Source organism: Streptomyces sp. CB01580 (assembly GCF_001905795.1).
Lineage (GTDB): Bacteria > Actinomycetota > Actinomycetes > Streptomycetales > Streptomycetaceae > Streptomyces.
The window spans coordinates 302,362-324,975 of record NZ_LIXJ01000002.1 but is presented as its reverse complement, the minus strand read 5'-3'; the positions used below and the strand labels follow the sequence as shown (position 1 = coordinate 324,975).

Here is a 22,614-nt window from a genome sequence, read left to right as displayed (position 1 = left end):
GTCGCCCACCACCACCCTCAACGAGCGCTGCGCGCACCCTCCCGCCCGTCGCCCACCACCACCCTCAACGAGCGCTGCGCGCACCCGTACTATCGAGGTATGGCTACGGAAGACGCGGTGCGCGAGGCACTGGCGACGGTGAACGACCCGGAGATCCACCGCCCGATCACCGAACTCGGCATGGTGAAATCGGTCGAGGTCGGCGCTGACGGTGCGGTCGCTGTCACGGTCTATCTCACGGTCTCGGGCTGCCCGATGCGCGAGACGATCACCAAGAGCGTGACCGAAGCGGTCGCCCGCGTGGAGGGCGTCTCGCGGGTCGACGTCACGCTCGACGTGATGAGCGACGAGCAGCGCAAGGAACTGGCGGCCTCGCTGCGCGGCGGCACGGCCGAGCGCGAGGTGCCGTTCGCCAAGCCGGGCTCGCTGACCCGGGTCTACGCGGTCGCCTCCGGCAAGGGCGGCGTCGGCAAGTCGTCGGTCACGGTGAACCTGGCGGCCGCGATGGCGGCCGACGGCCTCAAGGTCGGTGTCGTGGACGCCGACATCTACGGCCACAGCGTGCCCCGGATGCTCGGCGCCAGCGGGAAGCCGACCCAGGTCGAGAACATGATCATGCCGCCGTCGGCGAACGGCGTGAAGGTCATCTCCATCGGCATGTTCACCCCGGGCAACGCTCCGGTGGTGTGGCGCGGGCCGATGCTGCACCGTGCGCTGCAGCAGTTCCTCGCCGACGTGTACTGGGGCGACCTGGACATCCTGCTGCTCGACCTGCCGCCGGGGACGGGCGACATCGCGATCTCGGTCGCGCAGCTCGTGCCGAACGCCGAGATCCTCGTCGTCACGACGCCGCAGCAGGCGGCGGCCGAGGTCGCCGAGCGGGCCGGGTCCATCGCCGTGCAGACGCACCAGAAGATCGCCGGTGTCGTCGAGAACATGTCGGGCATGCCGTGCCCGCACTGCGGCGAGATGGTCGACGTGTTCGGTACGGGCGGCGGCGCGAAGGTCGCGGAGGGACTGACACGGACGGTCGGCGCGGAGGTGCCGGTGCTCGGCTCCATCCCGATCGACGTGCGGCTGCGCGAGGGCGGCGACGAGGGCGAGCCGGTCGTCCTGTCCGACCCCGACTCCCCTGCGGGCAAGGCGCTGCGCACCATCGCGGACAAGCTCGGCAACCGCCGTCGCGGACTGTCCGGCATGTCCCTGGGCATCACCCCGCGCAACAAGTTCTGAGCCGCGGCTTCTGAGCCGCGGCCCGCTGGACCGCTCACTGGAGGCGGGCCCGCCGTACGCGCGCGCGTACGGCGGGCCCGCGTCATCCGCTACGCGTACGCCGTGATGTCCTCGACGACCGAGAAGCCCAGCCCGTACGCGCTCATCCCACGCCCGTACGCGCCGATGTGCACCTCACCGGGCGCCGACCCCGCCAGCACCCAGCCGAACTCGGACTCGCGGTAGTGGAACGGCACCGGGACGCCGTCCACCGGCAGGGACAGCGTCGACCACGCGGGCCCGTCCAGATCGTCGGCGAGTTCGAACGCCGTCTCCGTCTGCTGGCTCAGCCAGTCGTCGCGCAGCGCGTGGTCCAGATGGGCGGGCCAGGTGCAGGCGAGCAACCCGGACCCGGCCAGCCACGCCGCGGAGGCGACCGTCGTCGCGTCCAGCCGTCCGGTGCCGTCGCCGCTGCGCTGTTCGGGGCCGCCGGCCACTGTCACGACGATCGCGAACCGCTGCCGTTCACCACTCGCGTCGGTGCGTACCGACGGCTCGTCGCCGTGGCCGATGGAACCGTGCCGCACCGGGCCGTCCGCCGCGGCGCCGATCTGCACCAGCCGGCGCGGTCCGGTGAAGGCGCCGTCCAGTCCGTACCAGGGAAACGGAGCGGCCAGGAATCCATCGACCACGCGCCGGGCAGCCGACGTCCCCTCGGCGGTGACTGTGCCCGGCGCGTCCTCCGCGCCCACCCGACTGGTCGTCTCCATCTGCCCGGCCGCCTCCTCGATCCATGGGGTCCGGAGCGGCCCGCCCCCCGCGGGCATCCTCACAACCGGACAGATGGAGAATAGCCATAGCGTCCGGACGACCCGGGATTGACCACCGTCAGGTGGCGTCGGCGTCGAATGGCGGGTGATCGTCCTTCACGGGCTGCGGACGCTTCTTGAGCAGGTCCGGAGTACCGGCGGACCCGCCCGCACCGCCGATCGCCGAACCGCTCGACGCTCCGCCGCGGGAGTCGGCGGATTCCACGGCCGCGGGCTCCCTGCCGTTCACCGCGTCGGTGACCTCGGACAGGTCCTTGCGCAGGTCGAAGCTCTCGCGGATCTCCTTCAGCCCGAGCTCGTCCTCGCCCGCCATGAGCTGCTTGCGGACGAACGTCTTGGGGTTGAGGTCCTCGAACTCGAAGTCCTTGAACTCCGGCCCCAGCTCCGCGCGGATGTCGTGCTTGGCGCTCTCCGAGAACTCGCGGACCTTGCGGATGAAGCGCGAGGCGTCCTGAATGACCTTGGGCAGCTTGTCCGGGCCGAAGATCAGCATGCCCAGGATCGCGAGCGTCAGCAGCTCCATGACGCCTATGTCATTGAACACCTTGTCGCTCCTCGTGTTCTCCGCGACCAGGGCGGTTGCGGTCCGGACCGGCTCCACGGTACCCGCCGTGACTGCCCGCGCGGTAGCGCCCCACGGCCGTCAGCCGCCGGTTGCCGACCCGAGCGTCACAGAGATGGACAGCTCTCTACCGCCGCGGGTCAGTCCGAGGTCCAGACGGTCGCCGGGCCGGTGCGCCCGGATCTTCACGATCAGTTCCTCACCGCTGTGCACCCGTCGGCCGTCGACCTCGGTGATGACGTCCCCCGGCCTGATCCCGGCCTTGGCGCCGGGCCCACCGGGCGTCACCGCGGGCTTGCCCTCCGCGCCCTCGGCCCCGACCTTGGCGCCGTCGCCGGTGTACTTCATGTCGAGCGTGACACCGATCACGGGGTGAGTGGCCCTGCCGGTGTTGATCAGCTCCTCGGCGACGCGCTTGCCCTGGTTGATCGGTATGGCGAAGCCGAGCCCGATGGACCCCGACTGTCCGCCGTCGGTGCCGGAGCCGCCGTCGGCGGCGCGGATGGCGCTGTTGATGCCTATGACATGTGCGTCGGTGTCGACGAGCGGTCCGCCGGAGTTGCCGGGGTTGATCGGGGCGTCGGTCTGCAGCGCGTCGACGTAGCTGATGTCGCTGCCGTCGCCCTTCTCGCCGCCCGCGGTGATCGGGCGGTCCTTGGCGCTGATGATGCCCGAGGTCACCGTGTTGGACAGCTCGAAGGGGGCTCCGATGGCCACCACGGGGTCACCGACCCGCACGTTGTCGGAATTGCCCAGTGGCAGCGGCTTGAGACCGGACACGCCGGTGACCTTGACCACCGCGAGGTCGTAGCCGCTGTCCTTGCCGACGACCTCGGCGCGCGCGGTCTCGCCACCGCTGAACGTCACGGTGATCCGGCCGGTGGAACCGGCGGGGGCCACGACGTGGTTGTTGGTGAGGATGTGGCCGGACTTGTCGAGCACGAAACCGGTGCCGGTGCCCGCTTCGCTGGTACCGCTGACGTGGAGCGTGACCACGCTGGGCAGGGCGCTGGCGGCGATGCCCGCGACGCTGTCGGGGGCCCGGCCGCCGTCGTTCCGGCCGGCCTGCGGGAGCTCGACGCGGGTGAGGCCGCCGTTGCGCTCGACGTAGGCGCCGATCCCGCCGCCGATCCCGCCCGCCACCAGCGCGAGCAGCAGCGCGCCGACGAGGACGGAACCCCGGCGCTTCTTCTTGCTCCCGCCGTCGGCGCCGAGCGGCGGGCCGGGGTGGGTCAGCGGCTGGCGCGGGGCGCCCCAGGGGTCGTACTGGAGCCACTGCGTCGACTGGGCCGGGGGTGCCGGCTGCGCCGACCGGGCACCGGGCTGCGGGAGCGGGGGCGCCTGGGGTGTGAAGCCGGGCGCCGGTGCGGTACTGATACCCGCGCCGTTCGTCCCCGCGTACGGCGCGGGCACGGGGGTGCCGTGCGCCGGGGTCGGGACCGGCCGCTGCACGGGGGGCGCGGGCGCCCAGGGGCCGGGTTCCCCGTACGGCGGGGTGCTGTACTCGTCGGGCTCGTGCAGCGGCCGCATCGGCTGCGCCGCCGGGGCGGGCGCAGCGGGCCCGGCCCCGGGGGACGCGGTCCCGGTCGTGGAGGGCGACGCCCCGGGCCCGGCCCCGGGGGACGGGGACGCCTCGGGGGACGGGGCCCCGGAGTCGCCCGGAGGGTCCAGGTGCGCCGGGTGCGAAATGTGCGCGGTCTCCGGCGTGTCGGCGGGCGGCGTGGCGTCCTGCGGGGAGGACGGCCCGTCCGGCTCGGGGCGGGTGGCATGCCCCGGCGCGGGCCGGCTCCACCACTTCGCCTTCGGCCCGGTGGACTTCGCGTCTTCCATGTTCTCCCCGCAACTGCCGCGACCGGGCACCGCGCCCCGGGCGGGGCGCCCCTCCCGGAACTCCACCCGGAATTCAACCAGGTTTGCGATTGTCTGCGCAGACCTCGTTCAGCGCCGGGAGGCGTTCACCGTCGGGAGGAGAGCGGCGTGCCCTGGTCCGCGGAGGTCGGGAGAGCCGTGGCCGGAGGAGGCGTCCAGGACGGCGGCACGGACGGCACGGGTGCCGTCGGCGTCGGCGTCGGGGCGAGCCGCCCCAGCACCTGGGCGAACAGCGGGGTGGTCCCGGTCGGACGTATCAGCGGTGGCGCCGACACCTGGGGCAGGGCCTGGACGTCGAGGGTGTTGTGCAGGAGCCCCGGGCCCCCGGAGAGGTCCGAGAGAACCGGGAGGCGGTTGGTGGAGGCGGAGAGCGCGGGAGCGGCGTACGGCGCCGGCGTGGTCTCCGGCACGGTCGGCGGGGCGGCGGGGGTGCCCGCGCGGTCGTACGTCTCCGTCGTGGTGGGGGCGCTCTGACCGCTTCCGCCGCGGCGGAAGCGGTCAGAGCCGCCGCTCTCGCCGCGGGCGGTGTCGGGCGGGGTCACGGTGTTCCCGGCGCCGGCCGCCCTGGCCGGGGTGCTGGTACCGGCCCCCGTCTGGAGGGCGCCGCCGAGGGCGATGGCCGCCAGCGACACGGCACCGGCGGCGGCGAAGGCGAACCTCCGGCCGCGCGATGCCGCCCGGTCCGGCTCACGGCCGGCCTCGTGGATCCGGAAGCCGGTGCGGGCGGACCCGCCGGGCAGCCGGAGATCCGCGCGGGCGGTTGCGCGCGGGAGGACGGCGGTGGAGCCGTGCCCGTCGTCCGGGAGGTAGCCGAAGCCGCCGAGCCCCGGACCGTGCCCGGTGGCCGTACGGCTGCCGGGCCGACGGCTCACGGGCAGGAATCCGTCGGTGAACCGCCCGGAGTCGCCGAACGGTCCTCCCCGGCCGTCGTCGTCATTCCCCGGGCCCCCGGGAAGGCCCTGCAGCCGGGCGAGGAACCCCTCGGACGGCGAGGGCGGGGCCGACTGCGCGAAGACACTCTTCAGGCGGCGCTGGGCCGCCGCCTCGGCCTTGCACTTGGCGCAGGTCGCGAGGTGGGCCAGCACCCGTTCGCGGGCGTCGTGTTTCAACTCGCCGTCGACAAGCGCGGCGAGCCGGTCCCCCAGATGCTGTTCCGCGGGGGTCGGACCCGTGCCGCTCACGCCGTTCCGCCCTCCCCTGCCAGAATCGCGCCCGCCAGCGACGGCTGCTCGACGCGCCGGGCCCCGGGCGAACGGTGCTTCAACGCCTTGCGCAGGTGCGAACGGCCGCGGTGGATGCGGCTGCGCACGGTGCCGAGCTTCACACCCAGCGTCGCGGCGATCTCCTCGTACGAAAGGCCCTCGATGTCGCAGAGCACCACGGCGGCACGGAACTCGGGCGCGAGGGTGTCCAGCGCGTGCTGCACGTCCGCGTCGAAATGGGCGTCGTTGAAGACCTGCTGCGGGGACGGCTCACGGCTCGGCAGCCGCTCGGCGGCGTCGTCGCCGAGGGAGTCGAAACGGATCCGCTGCTTGCGGCGGACCATGTCCAGGAACAGGTTGGTCGTGATGCGGTGCAGCCAGCCCTCGAACGTGCCCGGCGTATAGGTCGACAGCGACCGGAACACGCGGACGAAGACCTCCTGCGTGAGGTCCTCCGCGTCGTGCTGGTTGCCCGTCAGACGGTAGGCGAGACGGTAGACCCGGCCGCTGTGCGTGCTGACGATCTCTTCCCAGGAGGGCGGTGTCCACGCCTGGGAGTCCGCATCTGAGGCGAAGGTCGCGGTCGGCGCGGAGACGGCGGAAGAACGGTCAGCGATGTCGGTCACGGATTTCGGCTCACCCGCCGACCTGAGAAAGCGCTTCAGCACTCCTCCCCGATCCGCAGGCGCAGCCGCACCTCCCCTATCGGCTCTGGTGGTGTCCAGCGGAGCCCCTACCATAACCACCTCGCCCGTTAGCTCCGGATAAGCCTTTTTCCTGCTGGGGGCCGGGGAACTCCCCGGAACCGCGCCCCGTGGCCCCGGCCCGGTCCTCCGGGCCGTTTTCCACGGGCTCTCCCCGCCCCCGTACAACGTCCGGTCCCATCTGCGGGTTCCCGGGCACAGCGGATACAGTCACCGTTGCGCCAACTACGGGGACAGGAGAGGGTCATTACCGCCAACCGGCAGACGAGCTGGGCGTTCGCCGACGCCTTTGTCGCCGAGGACGAAGCGATGCTCTGGGCCAGGGACCGGGCCCAGGAGACGGGGCTCCGCCCGGTGTCACCAGGCACCGGCGCCGCGCTGCGCTTGCTCGCTGCCACGACGGACGCCAAAGCCGTGGCCGAAATCGGCACCGGAACCGGTGTCTCCGGACTCTATCTGCTGTACGGAATGCGGCCCGACGGGGTGCTCACCACCGTCGATCCGGAGCCCGAGCGTCAGCAGTTCGCCCGTGAGGCGTTCCGCGCGGCGGGCTTCGCCGCCAATCGGGCCCGCTTCATCCCCGGGCGCGCCCTGGACGTGCTGCCGCGGCTCGCGGACGGCGGCTACGACCTGGTGTTCTGCGACGGGGACCGGCTGGAGAGCCTGGACTACCTCGCCGAATCGTTGCGCCTGTTGCGCCCCGGCGGGCTGGTCTGCTTCGAGGGCGTCTTCGCGGACGGCCGCACGGTCGACGCCGCGGCGCAGCCCACGGAGGTGCTGCGGCTGCGGGAGCTGCTGCGGGCGGTGCGCGAGAGCCAGGAGCTGATGGGGACGTTGCTGCCGGTGGGCAACGGACTGCTGTGCGCGGTGCGGCGGGGCTGACGAGGCGTACGCGCGGAGCGCGACGGGTCGAGGCCGGAGCGTACGGCCAAGGGGCGCCGGAGCGTGCGACCGCGGACGGTGCGTATCGCCGCGGCCGGATGATGGCGGCGCGGTCGCATGGTGACGGCAGGCCACGCGTTGGTGGCGGCTGCGTGAGGGAGGGCGGAAAACCGGTCACGAAGCGTCACTGCCCCGGCACGGGTGACCGTGCCGGGGCAGTGACGAAGTGTGGGCGCCTCTGCTTCAGCCGACGACCTTCTTGAGGGCGTCACCGAGCGCATCGGCCTCGTCCGGAGTCAGCTCCACGACAAGCCGACCGCCGCCTTCGAGCGGAACGCGCATGACGATGCCCCGCCCCTCCTTGGTCACCTCGAGCGGGCCGTCGCCCGTCCGCGGCTTCATGGCCGCCATGCTCGTTCCCCTTCCTGAAACCAGCTCATCGCAACCGGCGGCCCCATGACAGGCGCTGTGTCACCGGCATCGAACACATTGCTTCCTGGCCATTATCCCGCATCACAGACCCCAATGACCAACATCAGTAGGCATCGCTTGCGCAACGCGCGCTCCCAAAACCACCCAATTCGACGATCAGGCTGCGATACTCCGTCGCTTCGCCCCCTCACCGGAGCGTGGTTGAGCACGATTGTTAGACGCAGGTCACATGTTCGCCGGTGTCCGGGTCGGCCATGCTTTCCCGGACAGCACATCGTCCGAGGCGTAGAAGGAGACAGCGAAATGGCCGACGAGACGGCGAACAGCGTGCTCTACGAGGTGAGCGACGGACTCGCGACGATCACGATCAACCGCCCCGACGCGATGAACGCCCTGGACACCGCGGTCAAGGTCGCGCTGCGCGACGCCCTGCGGTCTGCGGCGGCCGACGCCGCCGTACGGGCCGTGCTGCTCACCGCGACGGGACGCGCCTTCTGCGTCGGCCAGGATCTGAAGGAGCACGTCGACAAGCTCGACGAGGCCCGTGGGTCCGGCGGCGGCAACGCGCTGAGCACCGTGCGGGAGCACTACAACCCGATCGTCCGGGCCATCACCGAAATGCCCAAGCCGGTCGTGGCCGGGGTGAACGGTGTCGCCGCCGGTGCGGGTTTCGGATTCGCGCTCGCCTGCGACTACCGGGTGGTCGCGGACACCGCTTCCTTCAACACGTCCTTCGCCGGGGTCGCGCTCACCGCCGACTCGGGCGTCTCCTGGACGCTGCCCCGGCTGATCGGGCGGAGCCGCGCCGCCGATCTGCTGCTCTTCCCGCGTTCGATCTCCGCGCGGGAAGCCCATGAGCTGGGCATCGTGAACAAACTGGTGCCCGCCGCCGACCTGGCGGCCGAGGCGGTCGCCGTGGCCCGCGCCCTGGCCTCCGGCCCGACGGTGGCGTACGCCTCGCTCAAGGAGTCACTCGCCTTCGGCGCCTCCCACGGCCTGAGCGAGGCGCTGGAGAAGGAGGACGAACTCCAGACGCGGGCGGGCAAGTCCGAGGACCACACGATCGCGGTGCGGGCGTTCCTGAACAAGGAGAAGCCGACGTACCTCGGCCGGTGACCTGCTGAGCCGTCTCCGGCGTACGTACGGGCATACGCGCACGGCCGACGACGCGGGGCGGGGCGGGGCCGGGGCGTCCGGCTCCGCCCCGGCCCCGGTCAGGAAGCGGAGCCGGATGCCCCGCCGCCGCGCGCCACGCAGTCGGCCAGGTGGTCGTCGACCAGGCCGCACGCCTGCATCAGGGCGTAGGCCGTCGTCGGTCCGACGAATCGGAGGCCGCACTTCTTGAGGTCCTTGGCGAGCGCCGTGGACTCCGGGGTGACCGCGGGGACGTCCTGGACGGTGTGCGGGACCGGGCGGCCGACCGGGTCGGGGGCGTGGGACCAGATCAGCTCGTCCAGTTCGCCGTCGCGCCAGCCGGCCAGCACCTTGGCGTTGGCGAGGGTCGCCTCGATCTTCGCCCGGTTGCGGATGATTCCGGCGTCGGCGAGGAGGCGGTCCTGGTCCGCGTCCGTGAACTCCGCCACGGCGGAGATCTTGAACCCGGCGAAGGCGGAACGGAAGCCCTCCCGGCGGCGCAGGATCGTCAGCCAGGACAGACCCGACTGGAACGCCTCCAGGCAGAGCCGTTCGAAGAGGGCGTCGTCGCCGTGGACGGGGCGGCCCCATTCGGTGTCGTGGTATGCGAGGTAGTCCTCGGTGGAGAGCCCCCACGGGCAGCGCGGGCCGCCGTCCGGTGCCGTCATCGTGCCGCCGCTCATCGTCGGGGCTCCTCTCCGGGTCGTTCCGCCCCCCGGGGCTCGTGGCGCCGTGGGTCGCTCTGCTGGGAATCGTGCTGCTGCGGGTCGTGCCAGGGGTCCTGCTCCGGGTCCCCCTCGGGCCCGGTGTCCTGCCGCGAGGTCTCCCACGGCGCCTCGGAACGGTCCTCGGGCCGCTCCGGCGGCTGCCTCGTCACGTCCTCCGGCCGCTCCTGCACCGGATGCGCACCGGCCTCCGGCCGTTCGAGGAGACCGGGGGCGGAGGCCGCGGCCGCCTGCGCGCCTGCCAGCGCCGACTCCAGCTCCACGATCCGCGCGTCCCGCTCGGCGAGCTCGGCGCCGAGCCGGTCGAGCGCCTCGTCGACGTCCGTCATGCGGTAGCCCCGCACGGCCACCGGCAGCCGCAGCGCCTCGACGTCGGCGCGGCCGACCGGGCGCGTCGCGGGCAGCGGGTCCGTCAGCCGCTCGGGAGCAACGTCCTGGAGGACGGCGGCCTTTCCGCCACCGACCACCGCGAGGGTCACCGTGGCCACGACCACCACCATCGTCAGCAGCAAGAACCAGAACACGCGCATCTCCCCTGGAGCGGAAACCTGTCCGCGTCCGATCGTGCCACGCCCCACCGACAACCGGTGCCGCGTGCTTCCCCGTGCGGCGGTGCCACGCCCCACCGACAACCGGTGCCGCGCGCTTCCCCGTCCGGCGGCCCGGCGCATCCTCGCCCGGCGGGCCCGTACCGGGGCGGGGGCACTAGGGTCGCAGGCGACCACGGGCGATCTACCAGAGGAGAAACGCGGGATGCGAAGCGGTGCGCTCAGGCTGGGACGGCGCGAGTTCGACGCGCACGAGCCGGTGATCATGGCGATCGTGAACCGTACTCCGGACTCCTTCTACGACCAGGGCGCCACGTTCCGGGACGAGCCCGCGCTGGCCCGGGTCGAGCAGGCGGTCGCGGACGGGGCGTCGATCATCGACATCGGCGGGGTGAAGGCGGGTCCCGGCGCGGAGGTGACGGCCGAGGAGGAGGCCCGCCGCACGGTCGGGTTCGTCGCGGAGGTGCGCCGCCGCCACCCGGACGTGGTGATCAGCGTCGACACCTGGCGCCACGACGTCGGCGAGGCCGTCTGCGAGGCCGGCGCGGACGTGCTGAACGACGCGTGGGGCGGCGTCGACCCGAAGCTCGCGGAGGTCGCCGCGCGGTACGGCGCCGGTCTGGTGTGCACGCACGCGGGCGGTGCCGAGCCCCGGACCAGGCCGCACCGGGTCGCGTACGACGACGTGATGGCGGACATCCTGCGGGTGACGGTGGGGCTGGCCGAGCGGGCGGTGGAGCTCGGGGTGCGGCCGGACGGGATCATGATCGACCCGGGTCACGACTTCGGGAAGAACACCCGGCACTCCCTGGAGGCGACGCGCAGGCTCGGCGAGATGGCGGAGACCGGCTGGCCGGTCCTGGTCTCGCTGTCGAACAAGGACTTCGTGGGCGAGACGCTCGACCGGCCGGTCAAGGAGCGGGTGATCGGGACGCTGGCGACGACGGCCGTGTCGGCGTGGCTGGGCGCCCGGGTGTACCGGGTGCACGAGGTGGCGGAGACCCGGCAGGTGCTGGACATGGTCGCGTCGATCGCGGGACACCGGGAGCCCGCCGTGGCGCGGCGGGGACTGGCCTGACGGACCGGCCCGACGGACCGGCTCCCGGGTGCGCGGGCCGACGGGTACGACCTGCCCGGCGGCCGCCGGGCACGGGACGCCCCACCGGCGCGGTCGCGCCGTACCGGCACGTCCTACCGGCCGACCTCCTTGGTCACCAGGTCGACGGCCTCGTCCACGTCGTCCGTGACGTGGAACAGCAGCAGATCCTGGTCGGACGCCTTGCCCTGCGCCACCACCGTGTCCCGCAGCCAGTCCACGAGCCCGCTCCAGTACGCGGTGCCGAACAGCACGATCGGGAAGCGGGTGACCTTGCCGGTCTGGACGAGGGTGAGCGCCTCGAAGAGTTCGTCGAGGGTGCCGAGGCCGCCCGGCAGGACGACGAAGCCCTGCGCGTACTTCACGAACATCGTCTTGCGGACGAAGAAGTAACGGAAGTTGACCCCGATGTCGACGTGCGGGTTGAGACCGGACTCGAAGGGCAGCTCGATGCCGAGCCCGACGGAGATGCCCTTGGCCTCCCGCGCACCCTTGTTCGCGGCCTCCATGGCGCCGGGGCCACCACCGGTGATCACCGCGAAGCCGGCCTCGACCAGGGCCCGGCCGATCCGCACGCCCGCCTCGTAGTCCGGTCCGCCGGGCCGGGTCCGGGCCGAGCCGAAGACGCTGATGGCGCTCGGGAGCTCGGCGAGGGCGCCGAAGCCCTCGACGAACTCCGACTGGATGCGCATCACCCGCCACGGGTCGGTGTGCACCCACTCGGAGTCGCCCTCGGTGTCCAGCAACCGCTGGTCCGTGGTGCCGGGCTGCACCTGTTCCCTGCGGCGCAGTACCGGCCCGAGCCGCTGCTCCTCGGGGACGTGCGCTCCTTCGGGGTTGCCCATGACCTGCTCCCTCCGACGACGGTCGACAGCCATCCGTCGTCCGTGATGACCGTCTCTGTCAGGTCAGCCTAGATCCACGGAGGTTACGCGCGGGCGAATCCCTGAGGTCAGCCGGTCAGCCAGGAGCGAAGCCGCTCCTCGCAGTGGGTGATCCGGTCGGTCCGCACGTGCTCGTCGCGCTTGTGGGCGAGGAGCGGGTCGCCGGGTCCGTAGTTCACCGCGGGGACGCCGAGGGAGCCGAAGCGGGAGACGTCGGTCCAGCCGAACTTGGGCCGGGCGGTGCCGCCGACCGCCGCCATGAACGCCTTCGCCGCCGGGTGGGAGAGGCCGGGCATGGCCGCGCCCGAGTGGTCGTCGACGACGAACTCGGCGACGCCGCAGTCCGCGAAGACCTCGCGGACGTGGGCCAGCGCCTCCTCGGCGGTGCGGTCGGGGGCGTACCGGTAGTTGACGACGACGGTGCAGGCGTCGGGGATGACGTTGTTGGCGACACCGCCCTCGATCCGTACCGCGTTCAGGCCCTCGTGATATTCGAGGCCGTCGATGACCGGGCGGCGCGGCTCGTACGCCGCGAGGCGCGCCAGGATCGGGGCCGCGGCGTGGATGGCGTTGGACCCCATCCAGCTGCGCGCGGAGTGGGACCGCTCCCCCTCGGTGCGCAGGAAGACCCGCAGGGTGCCCTGGCAGCCGCCCTCGACCTCGGCGTCGGAACCCTCCAGGAGGACCGCGAAGTCGCCCGCCAGCCAGTCGGGGTGGGCCTCGGCGACGTGTCCGAGACCGTTGAGGTGCGCGGCGACCTCCTCGTTGTCGTAGAAGACGAACGTGAGGTCGCGGTTGGGCTCGGGCACGGTCGCGGCGATCCTCAGCTGGACGGCGACGCCCGACTTCATGTCGGAGGTGCCGCAGCCCCAGAGCACGCCGTCGTCGTCGAGCCGGGACGGCACGTTGTCGGCGATCGGCACGGTGTCGATGTGCCCGGCGAGCACGACCCGCTCGGCACGGCCCAGGTGCGTCCGGGCCACGACGTTGTTGCCGTGCCGGTCGACGGTCAGGTGCGGCAGCGTGCGCAGTGCCGCCTCGATGGCGTCGGCGAGTTCCTTCTCCTGTCCGCTGACCGACGGGAAGTCGACGAGCCGTGCGGTCAGCGCGGGGCCGTCCAGAGTGAGATCAAGGGTGCTTTCGGTCATGGCACCGACCATAGCGACCACGCCCGGCAGCCCCGGCCCTGTGCCCGTCCGGGCCTCGGGCCCCGTTCGGCCGTGCTGCCCGTTCGGCCTGTCCGGCCTGTCTCACCTCGTTCGGCCCGTTCGGCCTGTCCGGCCTGCCCCTCCTGCCCCTCCTGTCCTGCTTGTTCGGGCCGTCCCACTTGTCCGGTGGGCCGATCCGGCGTCTCTCCTGCCCGCTCGGCGAACGATCCCTGGGGCCCTCGGTCCCGGACAGGTACTCCAGTACGGTGGCCCCGTGTCCCGGACCCTCACCCCAGCCCGCCGCCGCACCGGCCTCGGCCGTCTCTTCCGTATCGTGGCCGCTCTCGTCGTGCTCGCCGCCCTGGGCGGCTACGTGCTCATCCAGTACATCACCGGCAGAACGGTCGCCCAAGGGTGCACCGTGGAGTCCACCGACGGCTCGACCGGCGAGAGCCGCACGTACCGGCTGAGCACGGAGCAGGCCTCGAACGCGGCGACGATCTCCGCCGTCGGCACCTCGCGGGGCATGCCCGAGCGCGCGGTGACGATCGCGCTGGCGACCGCGTTGCAGGAGTCCGCCCTGCGCAACATCGAGCACGGCGACCGGGATTCGCTGGGACTGTTCCAGCAACGGCCCTCGCAGGGCTGGGGCACCGAGCAGCAGATCATGGACCCGGTCTACTCCGCGGGCGAGTTCTACCGGCATCTGGCCGAGGTCCCCGGCTATTCGCGGCTGCCGCTGACGGTCGCCGCGCAGCGGGTCCAGCGCAGCGGCTTCCCGCAGGCGTACGCGAAGCACGAGCCGGACGCCGCGCTGCTGTCGGCGGCCCTGACCGGCCGTGCACCGGCCACGCTGAACTGCAATCCGCCGCGGACGACGGCCACGGCCTCCGACGCCACGAAGGTGCGGACGGAGCTGGTACGCGCCTTCGGCAAGGACGTGCTGCCCTCGGCGCAGCCGTCGGCGAAGGACACGCCGGGCGCGGGCGGCGCGCCCTCGACGAGCACGATCGCGGTACCGGTGCGAACGGCCCCCGACGCCGGGGAGGACGACGCGACGCGGCGCGGCTGGGAGCTGGCGCACTGGGCGGTCGCGCAGTCCGCGTCACTCGGCCTGGACGAGGTCACGTACGCGGACCGGGTGTGGAAGGCCGGGGCGGGCTGGCGGACGGAGCACGGGGGCTCCGACGGCGACAAGGACGGCGGCAGGGAATCGAACACGGAGAGGGTCCGGATAAAGCTCGCGCGCTAGTACGGGCGGTCACCCGGAGGTGTCGTCCGGCCGGCTCGTGACGTCACCCCGCGCCCACCCTTTCCCGGCTGCCCGCGACACCCCGAATCACCCTGCCAGCAAAGGGAAGTGACTGGACGTCAGCCCGACGGGGAACAGGGGATCCACCCATGCCTCCCCGGCATGGGGACCGTGGCACGTTACCGATTCTTTACCTCGGCGCACCGCAACCTCTCCCGCCCCCATGACGGTTGTCATTGCGTCCGATCAACGGACAGACAGATTCCTCACTCCGTCGAAGGAGCATCATGTCCCTCCCCCTGACCCGCCGGATCACCCGTGCCGCTCTGCTGCTCGCCGCGGGCGCCGCCCCCGTGATCGGCGCGGCCGGAGCCGCGGGTGCCGCGCCGCTCCCGCAGACGCCGGACCTCGGCGGCCTGACCTCCGTCGACGGCTCCGGCCTCGGCAAGACCGTCGACGGCGCGTCGAAGCAGGGCACCAAGACGGCGAAGGAGACCGGCGGCAAGATCGTCGGCACGACCCTCCCGGCCGCGGGCAAGACCGTCGACAAGGCGGGCTCCGAGACCGTCCCGACCGTGCAGAAGACCGCCGGTGGTGCGGCGGGCACCGCGGGCGAGGTCCTCGGCGGCACCGCGGGCTCCGCGACCAAGGGCGGCCTGCCCACCACGGGCCTGCCGATCGGCTGACTCGACCGGCCGAATCCGGTCGCGTCGACCGATCCGGTCCGTCGTCACCTCACACGCGAGGGGCCGCGGGAGTCACGGCGTACGTGCACTCCCGCGGCCCCTCGCGCGCGCTCCCCGAGCCCTGAGCCCTGCCGGGCGGCCCGCGGCCCGGTCGCGGGCCCGGCCGTGGGTCCGGCCGTGGGTCCGGCCGTGGGTCAGCCGTGGGTCAGCCGCTTGACCGCGGCGGCCACCCGCTCGTCCGTCGCCGTGAACGCCACCCGCACGAAGCGGTCGCCGGCCGGCCCGTAGAAGTCCCCCGGCGCCACCAGGATGCCGAGCTCCGCCAGGTACGCCACGGTGTCCCAGCAGGGTTCGTCCCGCGTCGCCCACAGGTAGAGGCTCGCCTCGCTGTGCTCGATCCGGAAGCCGTGGGCCTCCAGCGCGGTGCGCAGGGCGGCGCGCCGCTCCGCGTACCGGGCGCGCTGCTCGGCGACGTGCTTGTCGTCACCGAGGGCCACGGCCTCCGCCGCCTGGACGGGGGCCGGGGTCATCATTCCGCCGTGCTTGCGGATCAGCAGCAGCTCGCCGAGCACGGACGCGTCGCCCGCGACGAACGCCGCGCGGTATCCGGCCAGGTTGGAGCGCTTGGAGAGCGAGTGGACGGCGACCAGGCCCTCGTACGTACCGCCGCACACGTCCGGGTGCAGTACGGAGACGGGCTCGGCCTCCCAGCCCAGTTCCAGGTAGCACTCGTCGCTGAAGACCAGGACGTCGTGCTCGCGCGCCCACGCGACGATCCGGGTCAGCTCGTCCTTGGTCAGGACGCGGCCGGTCGGGTTGGACGGGGAGTTGAGCCAGAGCAGCCTCAGCCCGGCCGGGTCCAGCTCCGTGGGGTCGTCGTAGGCGACGGGCTCGGCGCCGCAGAGCCGGGCGCCCACCTCGTACGTCGGGTAGGCCAGGCGCGGGTAGGCGACCTTGTCGCCCGCGCCGAGACCGAGCTGGGTGGGCAGCCAGGCCACCAGTTCCTTGGAACCGACGACCGGCAGCACGTTCTCGTGCGTCACCCCGACCGCGCCGAGCCGCCGCCCCACCCAGCCGGTGATCGCGTCACGCAGTTCGGTGGTCCCCCACACCGTCGGATAGCCGGGGCTGTCCGCGGCGTCGACGAGCGCTCGCCGGATCAGCTCGGGCACCGGGTCGACGGGCGTGCCGACCGACAGGTCCACGATGCCGTCCGGGTGTGCGGAGGCCGTCGACTTGTAGGGCGCGAGCTTGTCCCAGGGGAAGGCCGGGAGACGGGAGGAGAGGGAGGAACGGGGGGTGCGGGTGGAGCCTGCGGACACGATCTCTGCTTTCTCGTACGGGGGCCGCTGAAGCCCACGGGAACCGCTGCGACCGCCGGGGCGCGAAAACACCTCGGTCCCGTACGGGACGAGCCGTACGGGACCGGGCGACGCACGTGCGGCCCGCCGATTACTGGTTCTGCGGCGGGAGCGCGGCGATGAACGCGTGGTCGCGCTCGATCAGGCCCAGCTTGGAGGCACCACCCGGCGACCCGAGGTCGTCGAAGAACTCGACGTTCGCCTTGTAGTAGTCCTTCCACTCCTCCGGGGTGTCGTCCTCGTAGAAGATCGCCTCGACCGGGCACACCGGCTCACAGGCTCCGCAGTCGACACATTCGTCCGGGTGGATGTACAAGGACCGCTGGCCCTCGTAGATGCAGTCGACGGGGCACTCTTCGATGCAGGCCTTGTCCTTCACGTCGACACAAGGCTGCGCGATGACGTAGGTCACGCTGTCGTTCCTCCTCGGTAGGGCGTTGGCTCTCGCGCGGGAGCGCGGCGTCGTCGATGCCCACCCCTAGTATCTCCGTTCCCGGGCACGAACCGAACAGGAGGGGCGGGCAGAGCTGTGGAATTCACCGTCGGCGGACGACTCGAAGTCCGAATTGCGCCGATTGACGTGGGCAAACGGGTATCAGTCCGGCGCACTTCGGCGCAGGGGGCGCAGAGCCCGAAGTTCACGGACACGGTAGGTGTTCTCACATCATGGGAACACGGTGTGCTGTCGATCACAACGAAGAACGGTGAGTCCGTCCGCATCGCGGAATCGGATCTCGTCGCGGGCAAGGTCGTCCCCGCCGCCCCGGCACGTCGGCGCGGTGTCCCCGCGGCCTCCTTCGAGGAACTGGCGCGGGTCTGTGCCCGGGCCTGGCCCCCGGTGGAGAGCGAGGCCCTGGGCGACTGGCGGCTGCGGGCCGCGCAAGGGTTCACCCGGCGCGCCAACTCCGTGCTGCCGCTCGGTGATCCCGGCGTTCCGCTCGACGAGGCGCTCCGGTACGTCGAGCGGTGGTACGGCGAGCGCGGACTGCCCGCGTACGTCCAGGTCGCGACCGGTGCCGAGGGCACCCAGGAACGGCTCGGCGCGGCCCTGGAGGAGCGCGGCTGGCGGCGCGAGGCGACGACGGAGGTACGGGTCGGCGCGCTGGCGCCGGTCGCCGATCTCGACGCGGACGTGACGCGGGTGCGGCTGAGCCGGGACCTCGACGAGGCGTGGCTCTCCCGCTACCAGCGCTTCGAGACCCCGGGACGCCCGGGACCGCATGTCCTGGAGGTGCTGCGCGGCGGCCCTTCGGTGTGGTTCGCGTCCGTAGCGGCCGGCGACGCGGACGGAGGTGCCGAAACCTCGGCCGGGGCAGCCGGCGACGCGGGCGGAGGTGCCGAAACCGCGGCCGGGGCAGCCGGAGCTCCTGCGGCGATCGGGCGGTGCGTGGTGGACGGGCGGTGGGCCGGGTTCATGGCCGTGGAGGTGGACCCCGCGCACCGGCGCCGGGGGCTCGCCACCGCCGTGATGACCGCGCTGGCCCGCCGGGCGCTGGACGAGGGCGCCTCGGCGGCGTGGCTCCAGGTGGAGTCGGACAACGAGGCCGCTCGGGCGCTGTATGACGGCATGGGGTTCGCGGTGCACCACCGGTACCACCACTTCCGGTCGGCATGACGGGGCGAGGAGTCCGATGAACGCTCACCGGCCCGGTCCGCACGGGCGGCCCGACGACCCGGACCGCCGGGACGAGCTGTTCCGGCGGTTCGCCGCCGAGGCGCGCGCCGAACGGCCGGACCTGGCCGAGCTCTGCCTGTTGCTGGCCGCCGTGGCCGACCCCGCCCTGAGCGCGACCGGGATCGACATGGCGCAGATCGAGCTGGACGAGCTGGCGGGGCGGCTCCCGTACGGGCTGCGGGACGCCCGGGCATGGGCCTCGGCGCTGGCGGAACTGCTCGGCGAGCGGTGCGGTTTCGCGGGCTCGTCGGCGGACTACCGGCGGCTGGAGTCGTCGCTGCTCCACGAGGTGCTGCGACGGCGGCGCGGGCTGCCGATCCTGCTGTCGGTGGTCTGGATCGAGGTGGCCCGGCGGGCGGGCGGCCCGGTGTACGGAGTGGCGCTTCCGGGTCATTTCGTGGTCGGGTTCGGCGATCCGTCGCAGCGCGTACTGGCCGACCCCTTCGAGGGCGGCCGTCCACTGACCGGGCAGGACGCGGAGCTGCTGGTGGCCGGGACGACGGGGGCGCCGTTGGAGGAGTCGATGCTGACCCCGGCCCGGCCGCTGGAGATCGTGCTGCGGATCCTGAACAACATCAGGGCGTGGGCGGCGGCCCGCCCGGAGCACACGGACGCGGCGCTGTGGGCGGTGGACCTCTCCCTGCTGCTGCCCTCGCATCCGGCCCGGCTGCGTTACGAGCGCGCGCAACTGCTCGTGCAGAGCGGGCAGTTCCTGCGCGGGGCGGCGGAGATGGAGGAGTACGCGGACGTGGTCGCCGGGATCGAGCCCGAGGCGGCCCAGGCGATCCGCCAACGGGCGCGGGCGGCAAGGGCGTTGCTGAACTGAGGGCTGTTTCGCCCGCACCCGCCGTGCCTCCCTCCCCCGCGCCTCCCCGGCCGGGACGTCGGACCGCACACCGACCCGCACGCCGACCCGCCCGTCCCACCGCTCGCCCCGGGCCAAGGGGGCGGAACGGGGCGGGGCAGGTGGTCAGGTCCGGTGCGCCGGGGCGGAGCGGGGCGGGGCCAGGTGGTCAGGTCCGGTGCGCCGGGGTCGTGGTGCCGGTCCAGCGGAGCAGGCCGAACAGGAGCTGCATGGCGCCCGGCTCGGGGCCTGGAGCGTGGACTCGCTGATGCCGACGATGCGGTCGTACGAGCCGTCCACGGCGTCGATCACCGACGGCGACGGGATGATCGCGGTGGCGATCCGCTTCACCGGCCCGGCCGGCGTGAAGGCGCCGGCGCCGATGCCGCGCAGGGCGGTGCGCCGGGACGGCGCCGAGGGCACCTGGAAGGCAGCGGACATGGTCCACCTCCGAAACAAGCTACTTAGGCATGCCTGACCCGACTCAAACGGAATTCGACCTTCCAAGAGGGGCCCACCCTTCCCCCCGGGCCGGTGTGGACCCGCTGACCTCGTTCGCGGAGGGGCTCGGCCGCGCAGAGGCGACGGAGGACGAGCGACCCGGATTCGGTGCGTCTCCCCGGTCCGCGTACGCCGCCAGGTGGAGCCACGGACGGGCCTCACGACGAAACCCACCGGGACACCGCCCGCCCCGCGCCCTCGCCGGCCGCCCACCAAACCGATGGGCAGCCCCCAACAGCCGCTGCCGACCACGGAGTCGACACCTGACACCGAGTCATCCGACACGGCCGCGACCATCCGACCGGGACACGTCGACCCTCGGCAAACGGGTGGAAGGCCGCCGCTCAAACCTCTCGACGCGCCGCATGCAATCCAACGGGTGATTATCGGCGCTTCGCCACCCGATGAGCCCATGACGTCGCTCGAATGCGGCGCTCCCCGATGGCGCGCGACCGCATTAGGGCTGACGGTGGATCACGTCGCCACTGCTCCACACCGAGTCGGCACCCCGTCACTCTTCGCAGTCGCGACTGGAAGGAATGTGTTCAGATGCGCTCTGCCCGCACACTGTTCGCTACGGCCGCTGTCACGGCGGCCTTCGCCATCACCGGTCCCTCCGCCTACGCCGTGACCACGGCGGGGGACACGGCACAGGCGCCCGGCTCCTCGTCCTCGCGCGGCGACGAGCACAAAGGACACGGCTCCGACCATGGCGGTCGCGGGGACGACGACAATGGCGACCGCGGCGGTCGCGGCGGTGACGAAGGTGGCCGAGGCGGCGACGAAGGTGGCCGAGGCGACGACGAAGGCGGTCGCGGCGGTGACGAAGGCGGTCGCGGTGGCGACGAGGGTGGTCGAGGAGGCGACGACAACGGACGCGGCGACGACGAGGGCCGTCCGCAGGGCGGCGTCAACACCGGTGGCGGCTTCATGGCCCAGGTGACCACCGAGGACGGGGGCGGTCGAGGCGGCGACGAAGGCGGTCGCGGTGGTGACGAAGGTGGCCGAGGCGGCGACGAAGGCGGCCGAGGCGGTGACGAAGGTGGCCGAGGCGGCGACGAAGGCGGTCGCGGCGGCGACGAAGGCGGCCGAGGCGGCGACGAAGGCGGCCGAGGCGGCGACGAAGGCGGCAAGCCCCGCGGTGGCATGGACACCGGTGGCGGCTTCATGGCCCAGGTGACCACCGAGGACGAGGGTGGCCGAGGCGGCGACGAAGGCGGTCGCGGCAGTGACGAAGGTGGCCGAGGCGGCGACGAAGGCGGTCGCGGCGGCGACGAGGGTGGCCGAGGCGGCGACGAAGGCGGTCGCGGCAGTGACGAAGGCGGCCGAGGCGGCGACGACTCCGGGCGTGGTGACGACGAGGGCCGTCCGCGCGGTGGCGTCAACACCGGTGGCGGCGGGACGGCGATGACCGGCAGCAGCCTGGCCGCCGGTTCGGCGCTGCTGCTCGGCGGCCTCGGCGTCGGCGCGTACAAGCTGCGCCGTCGTCGGTCGGCGGGTGACGCGGTCGTCTGACCGGGTTGGCCACGGCCCGACCCACTACCCGTCAATCGGTCGCTCATGTTGTCGCGGCCGTCGCCCCTCGGGGCGACGGCCGCGGCGACTTCGTTTCCGCCCCCTCCACTCGGCCCCGTTCCCCGCCCCCGCTCCTTGCAAGCGAAAGGCGCACTCCCATGTCCGCCCCGCAGCCACCCGGTTCCGCCCCCGGCCGCAAGGCCCACGCCTCCCGATCACGCCACCACCACCTGCTGTGGCCCGCCATGGCGGCCGGGCTCGGCGCGATCATGATCTACAACTCCTTCGGCGACGTGGCCGACGGCAAGGTGCCGCCCCCTCCCACCGCCGCCATGGCGCCCGCGATGCCGGCCCCGCCCGAGGAAGTGCTCGGCTCGCACGCGCCGCCGCTCCCCGCTCCCCAGGGCGACGGCCCGGCCATGCTGCGCTCGGTCCCGACGCGGCTGCGCGTCCCGTCCCTCGCGGTCAACGCGCCGTTCACCGAACTGGCCCTCGGCACCGACCGCCGGCTGAACGCGCCACCCCCGAACGACAGCAACCTGGTCGGCTGGTTCAAGGACGGCGTCACGCCCGGCGAACGCGGTACCGCGATCGTGGCGGGTCATGTCGACACGAAAACCGGACCCGCCGTCTTCCTCCAGCTCCGGTTCCTCAAGCCGGGGTCCACGGTCGACATCACCCGCGCCGACAAGTCCGTGGCCACGTTCAAGGTGGACTCCGTCGAGACGTTCAAGAAGGCGAAGTTCCCGGACGACCGGGTCTACGGCGACACCCCCTCCGCCCAGCTCCGCCTGATCACCTGCGGCGGCGTGTACAACAAGAAGGCCAAGGACTACGAGGACAACGTGGTGGTGTTCGCCCACCTCGACTCGTCCAAGAAGGGCTGACGGCCGCGGGCCCTCGACGACTCCCGCCCGGCCCCGTACACCCCGGAAAGGCGTACGAGGACCGGGCGGGGCCCTTGCGTACGGCGACAGTTGACCGCCACCGCCGTGCATCACATCGTCGTCAGTACCGCAGACCGCCGCCGTCGCGCCTGACCGCCGCGACGAAGGGCGTCCACGCCGAAGCCGAGAAAACGACAGCCGGACCATGCGGGTTCTTGCTGTCCCGCACAGGGACACAGGCAGCGCAGCCATCGTTCACTTCAAGGCAGTCACCGCTGGTGCCACCGCTGTACGAAGACTTGCGCCACGCGGGCAGGGACGGGGCGTCCGGGACGATGTGCTTACTGCGCTGCGGAACGTCCCGCGCGGCATGCTCCCCCAGCTCGCCGCGCTCGCCTCGCAGTGGCTGGACATGGAGCACACGGCCGACGACGTACGCGCGGCGGCCCGCCGCAGCCTGCCGGGGATGGACCGGATCATCCACCGGCCCGGCGGCCTTCTGCGGTACGTACTCTGCGACCCATACAGCGTGTGCCGCGGCACTGCCTCCGGGTCCGCCGGAAGTTCCGAGCCGATCCACTGCTCGACACTGCGCCACGGGTCCGGAACAGCTGGACGGAAGCACTCCTTCGGCCCCAGCAACGAGCAGGTCGTGCAGATCCCGG

The 22,614-nt window shown here is 72.7% G+C and carries 26 protein-coding genes and 1 pseudogene; 13 read left to right on the top strand and 14 right to left on the bottom strand.

Going from position 1 to position 22,614, the window contains the following annotated elements; translation table 11 throughout:
* Positions 1-99: 99 nt before the first annotated feature.
* Positions 100-1,233, top strand: a complete 1,134-nt coding sequence (locus AMK22_RS03955; RefSeq protein WP_073781799.1) for an Mrp/NBP35 family ATP-binding protein — start codon at positions 100-102, stop codon at positions 1,231-1,233.
* An 89-nt stretch (positions 1,234-1,322) separates the two neighbouring features.
* Here the strand turns inward: AMK22_RS03955 and AMK22_RS03950 are convergent, their stop codons facing one another.
* The 5 genes from AMK22_RS03950 to sigE form a co-directional block, all read right to left on the bottom strand.
* On the bottom strand, positions 1,323-1,982 hold the full coding sequence (locus AMK22_RS03950) for a hypothetical protein (protein ID WP_199883111.1): 660 nt from the start codon (positions 1,980-1,982) through the stop codon (positions 1,323-1,325).
* Positions 1,983-2,100: 118 nt separating this feature from the next.
* Positions 2,101-2,586: a sec-independent translocase gene (locus tag AMK22_RS03945; protein WP_073781989.1), complete on the bottom strand. Its 486-nt coding sequence runs from the start codon at positions 2,584-2,586 to the stop codon at positions 2,101-2,103.
* A gap of 99 nt (positions 2,587-2,685) precedes the next feature.
* Positions 2,686-4,434, bottom strand: a complete 1,749-nt coding sequence (locus AMK22_RS03940; protein ID WP_199883110.1) for a trypsin-like peptidase domain-containing protein — start codon at positions 4,432-4,434, stop codon at positions 2,686-2,688.
* Between the two features lie 125 nt (positions 4,435-4,559).
* Positions 4,560-5,654 carry a zf-HC2 domain-containing protein gene (locus AMK22_RS03935; protein WP_073781798.1) on the bottom strand — a complete coding sequence of 365 codons (1,095 nt, stop codon included), beginning with the start codon at positions 5,652-5,654 and terminating at the stop codon, positions 4,560-4,562.
* Positions 5,651-6,415 (bottom strand): RNA polymerase sigma factor SigE, encoded by a 765-nt coding sequence (sigE, locus tag AMK22_RS03930; protein ID WP_199883109.1) that lies wholly within the window; start codon positions 6,413-6,415, stop codon positions 5,651-5,653. The genes AMK22_RS03935 and sigE overlap by 4 nt, the downstream gene beginning before the upstream one ends.
* 180 nt (positions 6,416-6,595) lie before the next feature.
* Between sigE and AMK22_RS03925 the strand changes: the two genes are divergently transcribed.
* Positions 6,596-7,261, top strand: a complete 666-nt coding sequence (locus AMK22_RS03925; RefSeq protein ID WP_073781796.1) for an O-methyltransferase — start codon at positions 6,596-6,598, stop codon at positions 7,259-7,261.
* 243 nt (positions 7,262-7,504) lie between these two features.
* On the opposite strand, the gene AMK22_RS03920 is transcribed toward AMK22_RS03925, so the two are convergent.
* A complete protein-coding gene (locus tag AMK22_RS03920) occupies positions 7,505-7,672 on the bottom strand; it encodes a DUF3117 domain-containing protein (RefSeq protein WP_003966491.1) in 168 nt (55 codons plus the stop codon).
* A gap of 324 nt (positions 7,673-7,996) precedes the next feature.
* On the opposite strand from AMK22_RS03920, the gene AMK22_RS03915 reads away from it, so the two are divergent.
* A complete protein-coding gene (locus tag AMK22_RS03915) occupies positions 7,997-8,809 on the top strand; it encodes an enoyl-CoA hydratase/isomerase family protein (RefSeq protein WP_073781795.1) in 813 nt (270 codons plus the stop codon).
* A gap of 98 nt (positions 8,810-8,907) precedes the next feature.
* On the opposite strand, the gene AMK22_RS03910 is transcribed toward AMK22_RS03915, so the two are convergent.
* Positions 8,908-9,510, bottom strand: coding sequence for a DNA-3-methyladenine glycosylase I (locus tag AMK22_RS03910; RefSeq protein ID WP_073781794.1), 603 nt, complete (start codon positions 9,508-9,510; stop codon positions 8,908-8,910).
* Between the two features lie 262 nt (positions 9,511-9,772).
* Positions 9,773-10,082, bottom strand: a pseudogene (locus tag AMK22_RS40550) (DivIVA domain-containing protein); the annotation flags it as partial.
* A 223-nt stretch (positions 10,083-10,305) separates the two neighbouring features.
* Here AMK22_RS40550 and folP point away from each other — a divergent pair.
* On the top strand, positions 10,306-11,178 hold the full coding sequence (gene folP / locus AMK22_RS03900; protein ID WP_073781793.1) for a dihydropteroate synthase: 873 nt from the start codon (positions 10,306-10,308) through the stop codon (positions 11,176-11,178).
* Between the two features lie 113 nt (positions 11,179-11,291).
* Here folP and AMK22_RS03895 read toward each other — a convergent pair whose 3' ends face one another.
* Complete coding sequence (locus AMK22_RS03895; RefSeq protein ID WP_073781792.1) at positions 11,292-12,041, bottom strand: TIGR00730 family Rossman fold protein; 750 nt, start codon at positions 12,039-12,041, stop codon at positions 11,292-11,294.
* A 107-nt stretch (positions 12,042-12,148) separates the two neighbouring features.
* Positions 12,149-13,228 (bottom strand): succinyl-diaminopimelate desuccinylase, encoded by a 1,080-nt coding sequence (gene dapE / locus AMK22_RS03890; protein WP_073781987.1) that lies wholly within the window; start codon positions 13,226-13,228, stop codon positions 12,149-12,151.
* A 274-nt stretch (positions 13,229-13,502) separates the two neighbouring features.
* Here dapE and AMK22_RS03885 point away from each other — a divergent pair, with 274 nt between their 5' ends.
* Both AMK22_RS03885 and AMK22_RS03880 read left to right on the top strand, forming a co-directional pair.
* Entirely contained in the window at positions 13,503-14,480 is a 978-nt protein-coding gene (locus AMK22_RS03885) for a hypothetical protein (RefSeq protein ID WP_079185907.1), read from the top strand.
* 287 nt (positions 14,481-14,767) lie between these two features.
* Entirely contained in the window at positions 14,768-15,166 is a 399-nt protein-coding gene (locus AMK22_RS03880; protein ID WP_073781791.1) for an ATP-binding protein, read from the top strand.
* A gap of 194 nt (positions 15,167-15,360) precedes the next feature.
* Here the strand turns inward: AMK22_RS03880 and dapC are convergent, their stop codons facing one another.
* Together dapC and fdxA are read right to left on the bottom strand one after the other, a co-directional pair.
* Positions 15,361-16,488, bottom strand: coding sequence for a succinyldiaminopimelate transaminase (gene dapC, locus AMK22_RS03875; RefSeq protein WP_073781790.1), 1,128 nt, complete (start codon positions 16,486-16,488; stop codon positions 15,361-15,363).
* A gap of 130 nt (positions 16,489-16,618) precedes the next feature.
* Positions 16,619-16,939, bottom strand: a complete 321-nt coding sequence (gene fdxA / locus AMK22_RS03870; RefSeq protein ID WP_018956287.1) for a ferredoxin — start codon at positions 16,937-16,939, stop codon at positions 16,619-16,621.
* A 117-nt stretch (positions 16,940-17,056) separates the two neighbouring features.
* On the opposite strand from fdxA, the gene AMK22_RS03865 reads away from it, so the two are divergent.
* Positions 17,057-18,142: a GNAT family N-acetyltransferase gene (locus AMK22_RS03865; protein ID WP_073781789.1), complete on the top strand. Its 1,086-nt coding sequence runs from the start codon at positions 17,057-17,059 to the stop codon at positions 18,140-18,142.
* A gap of 16 nt (positions 18,143-18,158) precedes the next feature.
* Positions 18,159-19,028, top strand: coding sequence for a transglutaminase-like domain-containing protein (locus AMK22_RS03860; protein WP_073781788.1), 870 nt, complete (start codon positions 18,159-18,161; stop codon positions 19,026-19,028).
* A 144-nt stretch (positions 19,029-19,172) separates the two neighbouring features.
* Here the strand turns inward: AMK22_RS03860 and AMK22_RS40545 are convergent, their stop codons facing one another.
* Complete coding sequence (locus tag AMK22_RS40545; RefSeq protein WP_242433821.1) at positions 19,173-19,487, bottom strand: hypothetical protein; 315 nt, start codon at positions 19,485-19,487, stop codon at positions 19,173-19,175.
* Between the two features lie 769 nt (positions 19,488-20,256).
* Between AMK22_RS40545 and AMK22_RS40540 the strand changes: the two genes are divergently transcribed.
* The 5 genes from AMK22_RS40540 to AMK22_RS03835 all read left to right on the top strand — a co-directional run bounded on the left by AMK22_RS40540 (position 20,257) and on the right by AMK22_RS03835 (position 21,949).
* Positions 20,257-20,490, top strand: coding sequence for a hypothetical protein (locus AMK22_RS40540; RefSeq protein ID WP_073781786.1), 234 nt, complete (start codon positions 20,257-20,259; stop codon positions 20,488-20,490).
* A 45-nt stretch (positions 20,491-20,535) separates the two neighbouring features.
* Positions 20,536-20,727: a hypothetical protein gene (locus tag AMK22_RS40535; RefSeq protein WP_073781785.1), complete on the top strand. Its 192-nt coding sequence runs from the start codon at positions 20,536-20,538 to the stop codon at positions 20,725-20,727.
* Between the two features lie 15 nt (positions 20,728-20,742).
* The gene (locus AMK22_RS40530; RefSeq protein WP_143203518.1) at positions 20,743-20,958 is read left to right on the top strand and encodes a hypothetical protein; all 216 of its coding nucleotides are present in this window, start codon (positions 20,743-20,745) and stop codon (positions 20,956-20,958) included.
* Positions 20,955-21,062: an MYXO-CTERM sorting domain-containing protein gene (locus tag AMK22_RS40525; RefSeq protein WP_242433820.1), complete on the top strand. Its 108-nt coding sequence runs from the start codon at positions 20,955-20,957 to the stop codon at positions 21,060-21,062. Before AMK22_RS40530 ends, AMK22_RS40525 begins: the two co-directional genes overlap by 4 nt.
* Before the next feature lie 158 nt (positions 21,063-21,220).
* Positions 21,221-21,949 (top strand): class F sortase, encoded by a 729-nt coding sequence (locus tag AMK22_RS03835; RefSeq protein WP_073781783.1) that lies wholly within the window; start codon positions 21,221-21,223, stop codon positions 21,947-21,949.
* A gap of 121 nt (positions 21,950-22,070) precedes the next feature.
* Here AMK22_RS03835 and AMK22_RS03830 read toward each other — a convergent pair whose 3' ends face one another.
* Positions 22,071-22,370: a DUF397 domain-containing protein gene (locus AMK22_RS03830; protein WP_338014132.1), complete on the bottom strand. Its 300-nt coding sequence runs from the start codon at positions 22,368-22,370 to the stop codon at positions 22,071-22,073.
* Between the last annotated feature and the right edge of the window lie 244 nt (positions 22,371-22,614).

Coding starts and splice junctions, on each gene's coding strand:
- AMK22_RS03955 (WP_073781799.1), top strand. CDS start 100: ATGGCTACGGAAGACGCGGTGCGCGAGGCACTGGCGACGGTGAACGAC.
- AMK22_RS03950 (WP_199883111.1), bottom strand. CDS start 1,982: ATGGAGACGACCAGTCGGGTGGGCGCGGAGGACGCGCCGGGCACAGTC.
- AMK22_RS03940 (WP_199883110.1), bottom strand. CDS start 4,434: ATGGAAGACGCGAAGTCCACCGGGCCGAAGGCGAAGTGGTGGAGCCGG.
- sigE (WP_199883109.1), bottom strand. CDS start 6,415: ATGGTAGGGGCTCCGCTGGACACCACCAGAGCCGATAGGGGAGGTGCG.
- AMK22_RS03920 (WP_003966491.1), bottom strand. CDS start 7,672: ATGGCGGCCATGAAGCCGCGGACGGGCGACGGCCCGCTCGAGGTGACC.
- AMK22_RS03915 (WP_073781795.1), top strand. CDS start 7,997: ATGGCCGACGAGACGGCGAACAGCGTGCTCTACGAGGTGAGCGACGGA.
- AMK22_RS03910 (WP_073781794.1), bottom strand. CDS start 9,510: ATGAGCGGCGGCACGATGACGGCACCGGACGGCGGCCCGCGCTGCCCG.
- folP (WP_073781793.1), top strand. CDS start 10,306: ATGCGAAGCGGTGCGCTCAGGCTGGGACGGCGCGAGTTCGACGCGCAC.
- AMK22_RS03895 (WP_073781792.1), bottom strand. CDS start 12,041: ATGGGCAACCCCGAAGGAGCGCACGTCCCCGAGGAGCAGCGGCTCGGG.
- dapE (WP_073781987.1), bottom strand. CDS start 13,228: ATGACCGAAAGCACCCTTGATCTCACTCTGGACGGCCCCGCGCTGACC.
- AMK22_RS03880 (WP_073781791.1), top strand. CDS start 14,768: ATGTCCCTCCCCCTGACCCGCCGGATCACCCGTGCCGCTCTGCTGCTC.
- AMK22_RS03860 (WP_073781788.1), top strand. CDS start 18,159: ATGAACGCTCACCGGCCCGGTCCGCACGGGCGGCCCGACGACCCGGAC.
- AMK22_RS40545 (WP_242433821.1), bottom strand. CDS start 19,487: ATGTCCGCTGCCTTCCAGGTGCCCTCGGCGCCGTCCCGGCGCACCGCC.
- AMK22_RS40540 (WP_073781786.1), top strand. CDS start 20,257: ATGGCGGTCGCGGGGACGACGACAATGGCGACCGCGGCGGTCGCGGCG.
- AMK22_RS40525 (WP_242433820.1), top strand. CDS start 20,955: ATGACCGGCAGCAGCCTGGCCGCCGGTTCGGCGCTGCTGCTCGGCGGC.
- AMK22_RS03835 (WP_073781783.1), top strand. CDS start 21,221: ATGTCCGCCCCGCAGCCACCCGGTTCCGCCCCCGGCCGCAAGGCCCAC.